Annotated in this window: 9 protein-coding genes; 3 read left to right on the forward strand and 6 right to left on the reverse strand. The window is 44.6% G+C overall.

Annotated elements, in window-relative coordinates:
- The first annotated feature begins 23 nt into the window (after positions 1 to 23).
- The gene (locus tag QZ323_RS07700; protein ID WP_294634021.1) at positions 24 to 821 is read left to right on the forward strand and encodes a DUF4738 domain-containing protein; all 798 of its coding nucleotides are present in this window, start codon (positions 24 to 26) and stop codon (positions 819 to 821) included.
- Positions 822 to 833: 12 nt separating this feature from the next.
- On the opposite strand, the gene QZ323_RS07705 is transcribed toward QZ323_RS07700, so the two are convergent.
- Together QZ323_RS07705 and serB are read right to left on the reverse strand one after the other, a co-directional pair.
- Complete coding sequence (locus QZ323_RS07705) at positions 834 to 2,123, reverse strand: DEAD/DEAH box helicase (protein WP_294634022.1); 1,290 nt, start codon at positions 2,121 to 2,123, stop codon at positions 834 to 836.
- A 249-nt stretch (positions 2,124 to 2,372) separates the two neighbouring features.
- Entirely contained in the window at positions 2,373 to 3,602 is a 1,230-nt protein-coding gene (gene serB, locus QZ323_RS07710; RefSeq protein WP_294634023.1) for a phosphoserine phosphatase SerB, read from the reverse strand.
- Positions 3,603 to 3,966: 364 nt separating this feature from the next.
- On the opposite strand from serB, the gene QZ323_RS07715 reads away from it, so the two are divergent.
- On the forward strand, positions 3,967 to 4,470 hold the full coding sequence (locus QZ323_RS07715; protein WP_294634024.1) for a thioredoxin family protein: 504 nt from the start codon (positions 3,967 to 3,969) through the stop codon (positions 4,468 to 4,470).
- A gap of 215 nt (positions 4,471 to 4,685) precedes the next feature.
- On the opposite strand, the gene QZ323_RS07720 is transcribed toward QZ323_RS07715, so the two are convergent.
- From QZ323_RS07720 to lon, 3 genes are read right to left on the reverse strand one after another with little or no spacing between them, the layout of a single operon-like run.
- On the reverse strand, positions 4,686 to 5,822 hold the full coding sequence (locus tag QZ323_RS07720) for an LptF/LptG family permease (protein ID WP_294634025.1): 1,137 nt from the start codon (positions 5,820 to 5,822) through the stop codon (positions 4,686 to 4,688).
- Positions 5,819 to 6,949, reverse strand: a complete 1,131-nt coding sequence (tgt, locus tag QZ323_RS07725; RefSeq protein ID WP_294634026.1) for a tRNA guanosine(34) transglycosylase Tgt — start codon at positions 6,947 to 6,949, stop codon at positions 5,819 to 5,821. The genes QZ323_RS07720 and tgt overlap by 4 nt, the downstream gene beginning before the upstream one ends.
- Entirely contained in the window at positions 6,946 to 9,426 is a 2,481-nt protein-coding gene (gene lon / locus QZ323_RS07730) for an endopeptidase La (RefSeq protein ID WP_294634027.1), read from the reverse strand. The genes tgt and lon overlap by 4 nt, the downstream gene beginning before the upstream one ends.
- Before the next feature lie 173 nt (positions 9,427 to 9,599).
- Between lon and QZ323_RS07735 the strand changes: the two genes are divergently transcribed.
- Positions 9,600 to 10,307, forward strand: coding sequence for a methyltransferase (locus QZ323_RS07735; protein ID WP_294634028.1), 708 nt, complete (start codon positions 9,600 to 9,602; stop codon positions 10,305 to 10,307).
- On the opposite strand, the gene QZ323_RS07740 is transcribed toward QZ323_RS07735, so the two are convergent.
- Positions 10,308 to 10,667 carry a lipocalin family protein gene (locus QZ323_RS07740; RefSeq protein ID WP_294634029.1) on the reverse strand — a complete coding sequence of 120 codons (360 nt, stop codon included), beginning with the start codon at positions 10,665 to 10,667 and terminating at the stop codon, positions 10,308 to 10,310.
- Positions 10,668 to 10,907 lie beyond the last annotated feature (240 nt).

Consider the following 10,907-nt stretch of genomic DNA (forward strand, 5'->3'; position numbering starts at 1 on the left):
TTCTAAAAAAAGATCACGGAGTTATGACTAAATGGAGTGCTGGCTTTATGGTGTTTGTCATGGCGCTGGCTTCATGCAGCAGTGCCAAGGACGGTGAGTCCTCCAGCAAGGAAGACTTGATAGCCAAAGAACTATTGCAAGGTGTATGGCTGGATGACGAGACGGAGATACCGTTAATGCGCATTGACGGAGATACCATTTTCTATATTGATCCTCAGAATCTGCCTGTCTATTTTAAGATTGTCCGTGATACGATATATGTACACGGGAATACGCCTACGACCTATAAGATAGATCGGCAAACGGAATACAGTTTATGGTTTCACAACCTCTCGGAAGAAATTGTGAAACTGCATAAATCAAACAATCCGGAAGATACGTTGGCTTTTTCCAATCAAGAAACGGAAATTGTTTCCACTGTTCCGGAGATCGTTCAAAAAGACAGTGTAGTGGTATACAAAGGAACCCGTTATCGCGGATATGTTTATATCAATCCTTCTCAAATGAAAGTGATAAAAACCTCATATTCGGAAGAGGGGATCAGCATAGACAATGTGTATTATGACAATGTGATACATATCTGTGTGTATGAAGGGAAAAACCTGTTATATGGAAAAGACATCACCAAAAAGATGTTTGCCTCCGTATTTCCGGAAGAAGAGTTGGGGCAAAGCATCCTTGCCGATATGAATTTCATGGGAGTAGACAGAAAAGGGTATCATTATGAAGCAACTCTGCGCATACCCGAAAGTTCTGTATATCATCTTGTAAGCCTGACCATTGATGCGGACAAGCAGTTACATGTAGAAATGGTGGAGTAAGAGACTCCACCATCAATTCTTTTCCGAAGCGTTGCCATTCTTTCTTTTTGAGGCATTACCTCTTTTCTGTCCGTTGCTTCCGCTTTTGTTATTCTTTCTTCCGTTGCCTTTGCCACGAGCGTTCCGACGGTTTTTGCCGTCATTATTGCGGGGGCTATATTCCGGTGCTTCGCCCAACTCTTCCGGCAAGGCGATCTTATAAATCTCCTTTTCCAGGAAGTTCTCTATTTGCTTGAATCTACCTTGTTCTTTCTCATTGACAAAGGTTAAAGCAACTCCGTCATTATTGGCACGGGCAGTACGTCCAATGCGGTGCACGTAGTCTTCGCTGTCGTGCGGCACGTCATAGTTGATGACTAAGCGGATGTCGTCAATATCAATCCCACGTGCCACGATATCTGTAGCTACAAGGATGTTTACCCGGCCGGCTTTGAACTCATGCATCACCTCCTCGCGTTGTGCCTGTTCCAAGTCAGAGTGCATTTCTCCCACATTCAGTTTCATTAGCTTCAATGCCTTTGCCACCTCTTTTACCTTCAGCTTGGATGAAGCAAAGATGATGACCCGTTCCGGTGTCTGCTCGGCAAAAAGACTGCGGATAATGCCCAACTTCTGGTTTTCGTAGCAAACGTAAGCCGCCTGTATGATCTTGTCTGCCGGACGGGAAACGGCAAGTTTCACTTCGGCCGGATCATGAAGAATCGTGTTGGCAAGTTGCTGTATCTTGGCCGGCATAGTGGCAGAAAACATAATCGTTTGCCGCTCCTTGGGCAAATGCTTTACAATCTGCATAATGTCATCGAAAAAGCCCATATCGAGCATGCGGTCGGCTTCGTCAAGAATAAAATAAGATACGCGGGAAAGGTCTACATAGCCCAAACTGAGATGGGCAATCAGGCGTCCCGGAGTAGCTATCACCACATCGGCACCCAGCGTCAGTCCTTTCTTCTGCTGCTCGAAAAGTATTCCGTCGTTGCCTCCATAGACAGCTACGCTACTGACGGGCATGAAATAGGAAAAGCCTTCCATCTGTTGGTCAATCTGTTGTGCCAACTCTCGCGTAGGCGACATGACAATGCAATTGATGGCATCTTCAGGATGCCCGCCTTCGGAAAGCTTGTTCAGGATAGGCAACAGATAGGCGGCGGTCTTGCCTGTTCCGGTTTGCGCTACGGCTATCAGGTCTCTGCCTTCGAGTATAATGGGAATAGATTTCTCTTGTATGGGAGTACATTCTTCGAAGCGCATCGCTTCTAATGCATCAAGCACTTGGTCGTTTAGTGATAGTTCGGAAAACTTCATGTTGTTCTTTTATTTTGGACAAAGATACAAAATAATGTGATATAAGTTTCGCAAGAGCTCAACTTATTAGTAAACAAGGTTTCAGTTAACGGGGAGACGAGGGAAATATTCCTTATTATAAGAGAACTTCATTACTATAAGAGAACTTTCATTTTTTCTTGTCTACTTGTTCCTCGTCTACTTGTAAATGACGAAAGTTGAACCTGTGAAAGTTGAGCCTGTGAAACTTGTGCAATGTGATATATTGAATTATTTGGGTAAATCGATATATGAATCTTTGAATCCCAAGAAATAAAGTACGCCATCCAAACCGATGGTATTGATGGACTGCTTGGCATTGGCCACTACTTTAGGTTTGGCATGGAAGGCGATTCCTAATCCGGCGATACCCAGCATCGGAAGGTCGTTGGCGCCATCTCCCACAGCAATAGTCTGAGCGATATCCACCTTCTCCACCTGAGCGATCAGGCGCAACAATTCGGCTTTCCGTTTGCCGTCTACCACATCACCCAGATACCGGCCGGTCAGTTTGCCGTCTACGATCTCCAGTTCATTGGCATATACGTAGTCAATGCCATATTTCTTTTGCAAGTACTGTCCGAAATAGGTAAATCCTCCAGAAAGAATCGCAATCTTATAGCCATATTTCTTCAATACAAACATCAGACGGTCTACGCCTTCTGTGATTGGCAAGTTCTCGGCTATCTCCTGCATCACAGACTCATCCAGTCCTTTCAGCAAGGCTACACGTTCGCGGAAACTTTCTGTGAAATCTATTTCACCGCGCATGGCACGCTCGGTAATGGCTTTCACCTGATCGCCCACACCGGCACGCATAGCCAATTCATCAATCACTTCCGTTTCAATCAGAGTGGAATCCATATCGAAACATATCAGGCGGCGCATGCGGCGGTACATATTGTCAAGCTGGAAAGAAAAATCCATTTCCAGTTCACCGGCCATCTTCATCAACTGCTCTTGCATGGCGATACGATCCTTCGGGGTACCTCGTACGGAGAATTCGATGCAGGCACGCGTGCGCGAGTCACACTCATCCAACGGGATACGTCCAGTCAGGCGCTTGATGGCATCAATATTCATTCCTTGCTCGGACAGGATGCGGGTTGCGGTAGATATCTGGAGGGCAGACAACTTACGCCCCAGTAAAGTAAGGATATAGCGGTTTTTCCCTTGCATGCCTACCCAGTCCTCATACTCTTTTACGGAAACAGGGTAGAAGCGAATGGTAACTCCCAAAGAGGACGCCTTGAAAAGCAACTCCTTCATGATAAAGCCGGAATATTGCTCTTCGGTTTTACACAAAATGCCCAGCGACAAAGTGTTATGGATATCAGCCTGTCCGATATCTAATATGGTTGCATCGTATTTCGCCAGAATTTCCGTGACAGACGCAGTCAATCCCGGACGGTCTTCGCCTGTGATACGGATAAGAATAAGTTCAGTATCTAATGGTTGCATAGAACATCTATTTAAAAATAAAAGAATAATAACTGCAAAAGTAAATAAAATTCCCGCTAATCCTGTTGAAACAGCGCGAAAATATGCATTTATCATGTATCTATCGGCTATAAACACAGTACCGATATTCTTCGGTTGATTACTGTTTAAGAACGTATTGCAAATGAAAAACATGTTATATAACATAAAATTTTAGTCTGTTTTGCTTGATAATCATTAATAATGTTGTACCTTTGACGCCGATTTAGGACAGATGGTTCTACAATCTTAGTAAACGTTGAGTCTACATTTGTTTCATAAGAGGCTGAATTGCTTTCCAAACAAACATTTGTAAATCAACCAGTATTAACCAAAACCGCATTACATGAAGTGTGTAAAATGGATTTTTGTTGTATTACTAATTAGTTCCTTGATTTCTTTCGTAGAAAAAGACAAACCGACCGGAGGTTTGAGTGTGGGTGACATAGCCCCCGATTTCAATATTGAAACTATGTCAGCTGAGCAACCGGCGCAAAGCCTTTCCCAAATGCGGGGAAAGTATGTGCTACTCAGTTTTTGGGCAAGTTACGATGCGCAGTCCCGGATGCGGAACGCAAGTTTTAGCAATGCACTTCGTTCAACAGCCCTGAGTCATAATGTGGAAATGGTTTCCGTCTCATTCGATGAACATCAGTCCATCTTCGAGGAGACCATTCGTAAGGACCAAATAGTTACGTCCACCTGTTTCGTGGAAACCAAGGGCGAATCGTCCGGCATCTTCAAGAAGTACCGTTTAGGCCGGGGATTTACTAACTATTTACTGGATGATAATGGTGTGATTATAGCCAAAAACATCTCTGTCGCAGAGCTTCCTGCTTACTTGAATTGAGTTTTTATCGCACACGTAGCTTGAGAAACCTAAAAGAACAGTAAGATGGAAGTGGGTTTGTTCTCCCAAAACATAATAGCAACTCATTGTTGTTGAAGGTTATGGGAGAATGGTGATCAAAGAGGAAATGAATACAACAAAAAGTCCCCTCCTGCACTTGTTCAGACAATACAAGAGCGGGAGGGGTTTCTTATTTCTGCGAATTACAATTTACCTTATTTCGGTGCCTTCCGATACAGATAGAATGCGATGAACGCATAAAGCAGGTTGGGTATCCACACGGCAATCACGGGAGGGACATTGCCATTCACTGCAAAGGTAGACGCAATGGTCTGGAACAATATGTATGAAAAACTTAATCCTAACCCTATACCCAAGTGCAGTCCCATTCCCCCTTTAGTCTTTTTAGAAGAAAGAGAGACACCTATCAGTGTTAAGATAAACGATGCAAACGACATGGCTATGCGTTTATGATACTCTATCTCAAACTCTTTGATATTGGCAAACCCTCGCTGCCGCTGTCGGGTGATATATTCACTCAGCTGCGGGTTGGTCATCATCTCCTGCTGATTCTTGGTAATGAGGAAGTCTGCCGGTTCCATGAAGAGTGTGCTGTCAATGCGGTCTCCTTTGGTGATACTCTCTTTCATGCCGTCCATTTCGCGTATCATGTAGTCCTTGATGATCCATTTATGGACGGAAGCTGTATCATACGTAATAGAACGGGCAGTAAGATGAGAGACCAATTGCTTGTCCTTGAATTTATCCAAGGAAAAACGATATCCTGTTTTGGTGAAATCTTCGAAACGTTCAATGTAGGCGATTACGCCCGAATCTACTTCCAATTGAATGTTCCGGGCTGTATTTTTCTTACGCGACTTATAATACTTATCTTCAAAGTCGATACGCGTCACACTGCCTTTAGGTATCACATATGAACCCAGAAAGAAGGTCAGTACGGCAATGATTGCCGCCGATACCATATAGGGACGAAGCATTCGTTTGAAGCTCATTCCGGTAGAGAACATGGCTATGATTTCAGAATTCTCTGCCAGTTTTGAGGTAAAGAATATAACAGCTATAAATACAAACAACGGACTGAACAGATTGGCAAAGTAGGGGATAAAGTTCAGGTAATAGTCGAAGATGATAGCGTTCCAAGGCGCTTCGTGCGACATGAACCTATCCATCTTTTCATTGAAGTCGAACACCACGGCAATAGAAATGATCAATGCGATGGCAAACACATACGTACCCAAGAACTTCTTTATGATATAGAAATCCAGCCGCTTCAGCCACTTCCAGTTATCCGGCAACTTCACACCTTTTATTTTCCAGTTCAGCTTTTTCATAACCTTGTTGATACACGTTTCACCATCATTGGTTTCCATGTAGAGAAATCGCCTGCAATGATATGCTTGCGGGCTTCACCTACCAGCCACAGATAAAATGCCAGATTATGAATGGAAGCTATTTGCATGGCCAACAATTCCTGTGCATGGAACAGATGACGGAGATATGCCTTGCTATACAAAGTGTCTACGTAAGAAGCGCCGTCCGCTTCAATAGGAGAGAAATCTGTTTCCCACTTCTTATTGCGCATGTTGATGATGCCGTCTTTCGTAAACAACATTCCGTTTCGTCCGTTACGGGTAGGCATCACGCAGTCGAACATGTCTACGCCGCGTTCTATGCCTTCCAAAATGTTGACCGGAGTACCTACGCCCATCAGATAGCGCGGCTTGTCTTTAGGCAGGATTTCGTTCACCAGTTCAATCATCTCATACATTTTATCTACCGGTTCGCCTACTGCCAGACCACCGATTGCATTGCCATCCGCTTCTTTTGAGGCGATGAACTCTGCCGATTGCTTGCGCAGATCCGGATAGATGCATCCCTGAACGATGGGGAAAAGAGACTGACGATACCCGTATTTAGGTTCCGTCTCGTTGAAACGCTGGATGCAGCGGTCCAACCACCGATGGGTCAATCCCAATGACTTTTTGGCATAAGCATAGTCCGAGTCGCCAGGAGGACACTCGTCAAATGCCATCATGATATCCGCCCCGATGGTGCGTTCAATGTCCATCACCTTTTCCGGAGTGAATATATGCTTACTGCCGTCAATATGCGAACGGAATTCCGCTCCCTCTTCACGCAACTTACGGATGCCTGATAGGGAAAATACCTGAAAACCTCCACTGTCGGTCAGCATCGGACGGTCAAAGCCATTGAATTTATGCAATCCGCCCGCCTTTTCCAGTACATCCAATCCCGGACGCAGATAGAGGTGGTAAGTATTACCTAATATGATCTGCGCTTTGATGTCCTCTTTTAACTCAGTCACGTGTACACCTTTCACTGTTCCTACAGTGCCCACAGGCATAAAGATAGGTGTTTCTATCTGCCCGTGGTCGGTGGTAATCAGCCCTGCACGTGCATTGCTTTTACTGTCTGTATATTGTAAGTCGAATGTCATTCTGCTTTCTTTTCTGTCTTTTCTACCTTTACGGATAAATCAATAGCATCGGCCACTTTCTCGTTTGTAAGCGCAAGGGCAAACACTTCCTTCACATCTTTCACATAATGGAACGTCAATCCTTTGAGATAGATTTCCTGTATCTCATTAATGTCTTTGCGGTTCTCTTCGCTCAGAATGATGTCTTTGATGCCCGCCCGTTTGGCTGCCAGGATTTTCTCCTTGATTCCGCCTACAGGAAGCACCTTGCCGCGTAACGTGATCTCTCCCGTCATTGCCAGGTTCGCTTTCACTTTGCGCTGGGTGAGGGCAGAGGCGAGAGCAGTGGCCATAGTAATACCTGCCGACGGGCCATCTTTGGGAATAGCCCCTTCGGGGACATGCACATGAATGTTCCAATTTTCAAAAATATCTTCATCCAGATTTAGCAAAGAGGCATGAGCTTTGATGTATTCCAAAGCCAGCATGGCAGACTCTTTCATCACATCACCCAGATTTCCCGTCAGAGTCAGGCGTCCGCCTTTTCCGCGGCTGAGACTTGTTTCAACAAACAATATCTCTCCACCTACGGCAGTCCACGCAAGGCCGGTCACTACGCCAGCGTATTCATTGCCCTGATACTTGTCGCGTGTATATTCCGCCGCCCCAAGAAACTCATGTAAGTCCGACGGCTTTATTTCCTGCTTGGAAAAGTAACCATCCGTGGCATACTGCCGTGCCGATTTACGAAGTATCTTGCTTATTTTCTTTTCCAGTTCACGCACGCCACTCTCGCGAGTATAGGATTCGATTATTGTTTCCAACGTACTTTTCGACATCTTGATGTCGCTCTTTCGCAGTCCATTGGCTTCCAGCTCTTTGGGAAGAAGATGGCGTCGGGCAATCTCTATTTTCTCTTCGGTGATATAACCGCTTACTTCGATCAACTCCATACGGTCAAGCAATGGACCGGGAATGGTATTCAGATTATTGGCAGTGGCGATAAACATCACTTTCGACAAATCATAGTCCACGTCGAGGTAATTGTCATGGAACGTTGTATTCTGCTCCGGATCAAGCACTTCGAGCAATGCAGAAGAGGGGTCTCCCTGTCGGTCGGAACTTACTTTGTCTATTTCGTCCAAAATAAACACCGGATTGGAAGAACCGGCCTTTATCAGACTCTTGATGATACGTCCGGGCATTGCTCCGATGTACGTCTTGCGATGTCCGCGGATTTCTGCTTCGTCATGTACACCGCCTAATGACATACGGATGTATTTCCGCTTCAACGCGGCTGCGATGGAACGTCCTAAAGAAGTCTTACCAACTCCCGGAGGACCATACAGGCAGATGATGGGCGACTTCATGTCACCTTTTAGTTTCAATACTGCCAGATGCTCCAGAATGCGCTCTTTTACTTTTTCCAGACCGTAATGGTCTTTATTCAGCGTCTTTTCTGCATTGGTCAGGCTTAAATTATCGGTGGTATATATTCCCCAAGGCAGGCTCAGCATTGTCTGCAAGTAATTGAGTTGCACGCTATAGTCGGGAGACTGCGGATGGGTGCGCTCCAACTTGTCCAGTTCTTTAAGGAAAGTTGCTCTGACTTCTTCGCTCCATTTGATTCTTGAAGCTTTATTGCGCATTTCTTCTATTTCCTGCTCCTGTCCGCTACCTCCCAGTTCATCCTGGATGGTCTTAATCTGCTGTTGCAAGAAGTATTCACGTTGCTGTTGGTCGATGTCTTCACGTGCACGCATTTGTATGGATTCCTTTATTTCGGCAAGCTGCACTTCGCGGTTCAGTATCTCCAGCAGACGATATGTGCGGGCTTGCAGCGAGTCGATGCGCAGTAGTTCGATCTTCTCGTCCTTCTTCAATGGGAGGTTGGTGCAGATGAAGTCTATCAAAAACATCGGATTGGTAATGTTCCTGATGGCAAAGGCAGACTCTTGCGGGAACATCTCAGACGACTTGATATATCTGACGGTCAAGTCTTTGCACGCTTCTACCAAGGCATGGAATTCCTTGTCTCCTTTCTTGGGAAGGCTTTCCTCCAACGTCTTTATCCGACCTTTCAGATAGGGGACCGTGTCTACTATCTCTTTCAGTTCCATGCGTTTGATTCCTTGCAGAATGATGGTAGTGGTCTGATCCGGCATCTCCAATATGCGGATAATCTTACCTACCGTACCGATGGTATGCAGGTCTTCCATGACAGGTTTTTCCGTCTCTGCCTGTTTCTGGCAGACGATACCGATATATGTACTTTTCTTTTCTGCTTCACGTACCAGTTTCATGGAACTCTTTCTTCCAACAGACACCGGCATAAACACTCCTGGGAACAAAACCATATTCCGTAGAGGCAATATCGGAAGAATCTCGTCAACATCTACATCCATCAGCTGTTCTTCATTCCCCTCAAAATCAGCAATCACTGAGAAAGCGTTTCCTCCTTTCTCTTCCGTATCTCCTAGGTAAAGTCTTTTCTTCATTTCTTTCTTTTTAAGTTTATGTCATACTGACAGGGCTTATAAAGCACCTGCAAAGGTAATCTATTCTTCATTAATTATAAAGCACCTCTCATATAAAAAGACAAAAACAGTGCCAAATTTGTTCAATATCCTTCAATTTTAGTATTTTTGTGTCCAATTAATGTATGCGAAATATGTCGAATCTTTTTTTTCAGTTTAAACAATTTACTGTATGGCACGACAAATGTGCCATGAAAGTGGGTACAGACGGAGTTCTTCTGGGTGCTTGGGCAGATGTGGAAAATACCTTCCAGATACTTGACGTAGGAACAGGTACGGGATTGATAGCCTTGATGTTGGCGCAACGTACCCCCTTAGCAAGGATTACGGCAATAGAGATAGACGAAGAGGCGGCGGAACAAGCCCGAATAAACGTCGCACACTCTTCGTGGGCGGACAGAATAGATGTTGTTTGCAAGAATTTTCGTTCCTTTGAGACAGAAGATAAATATAATTTGATTGTTTCTAACCCTCCGTATTTTATTGACGCACTGCATTGTCCTGACAAACAGCGCAATATGGCACGCCATACTTGCGAACTGAATTATGAACTGCTTTTTCAGCATTCAGCCCGGTTACTCGACAGGCAGGGTAGGGTGTGTGTCATCATACCTGCCGAAGTAGAGCAGTCGGTTGTAGCCACAGCTTGGAAGTACGGGCTGTTTCCTTCCCGCCTCCTACGCGTCTTCACCAAACCGGGGAAACCGTGCAGGAGAGTGCTCCTTTCATTTGGTTTTCAGGACAACGGATGTGCGGAAGATATCTTGCATATTGAGGTAGAACATCACCAATACACTTCTGAATACATTGCACTGACGAAAGAGTTCTATTTGAAAATGTAACTATTTCTGTTTCACGTATTCCAGCGTATATCCATAATTGGAAATCAACACTAAAGAATCGGCTGTGAGTTTGTCGATCTTCAAAGTGTCCACACCTTCTATCTCAATTCCATTACCGATGCTTTTCACGGTCAGATAGAGGTAGTCGCCTTGTTGTTCCCATTCCTTATATATCAATGTATGCATATTGATGGAAGAGGCTTCCCCATTCTCTTCCAGTTTGATGCCCTGCATCTCGCCAGGTTGTCCTTCGATGGGCATTATCCAAGAACCAACTACCGTAACGGGAGCATTTGTCTTTCCGCCACATGCGGCAAATATAGTGGCCAAAACGGCCATGCTGAAAATCAGTTTCTTCATGTGATATTTCTTATTTTCTTAATAGTAAGAATAAAATGTACCATTTATTTTCGATGATAAAAGTAGGGAAAAAATATTATTCTACCAAATATTGTCTTCTCTTTTTTCCGGCAAAGGAGATGCTTCAGTTTCGAGACTGACTTTCTATGACGGACGCGAAAAAAAATGTTTTTTTGTCAAGACTCAGAGCCTGTTTAAAAATGACTGAAATCTTTTTCTAAAGAGGTTTCCGTATCCGCC

The sequence above is a fragment of the uncultured Bacteroides sp. genome, from assembly GCF_910585845.1.
Classification (GTDB): Bacteria; Bacteroidota; Bacteroidia; order Bacteroidales; family Bacteroidaceae; genus Bacteroides.

Excerpts from the sequence above, each read along its gene's own strand:
- QZ323_RS07700 (WP_294634021.1), top strand. The coding sequence starts at position 24 with ATGACTAAATGGAGTGCTGGCTTTATGGTGTTTGTCATGGCGCTGGCT.
- QZ323_RS07705 (WP_294634022.1), bottom strand. The coding sequence starts at position 2,123 with ATGAAGTTTTCCGAACTATCACTAAACGACCAAGTGCTTGATGCATTA.
- serB (WP_294634023.1), bottom strand. The coding sequence starts at position 3,602 with ATGCAACCATTAGATACTGAACTTATTCTTATCCGTATCACAGGCGAA.
- QZ323_RS07715 (WP_294634024.1), top strand. The coding sequence starts at position 3,967 with ATGAAGTGTGTAAAATGGATTTTTGTTGTATTACTAATTAGTTCCTTG.
- QZ323_RS07720 (WP_294634025.1), bottom strand. The coding sequence starts at position 5,822 with ATGAAAAAGCTGAACTGGAAAATAAAAGGTGTGAAGTTGCCGGATAAC.
- tgt (WP_294634026.1), bottom strand. The coding sequence starts at position 6,949 with ATGACATTCGACTTACAATATACAGACAGTAAAAGCAATGCACGTGCA.
- lon (WP_294634027.1), bottom strand. The coding sequence starts at position 9,426 with ATGAAGAAAAGACTTTACCTAGGAGATACGGAAGAGAAAGGAGGAAAC.
- QZ323_RS07735 (WP_294634028.1), top strand. The coding sequence starts at position 9,600 with ATGTCGAATCTTTTTTTTCAGTTTAAACAATTTACTGTATGGCACGAC.
- QZ323_RS07740 (WP_294634029.1), bottom strand. The coding sequence starts at position 10,667 with ATGAAGAAACTGATTTTCAGCATGGCCGTTTTGGCCACTATATTTGCC.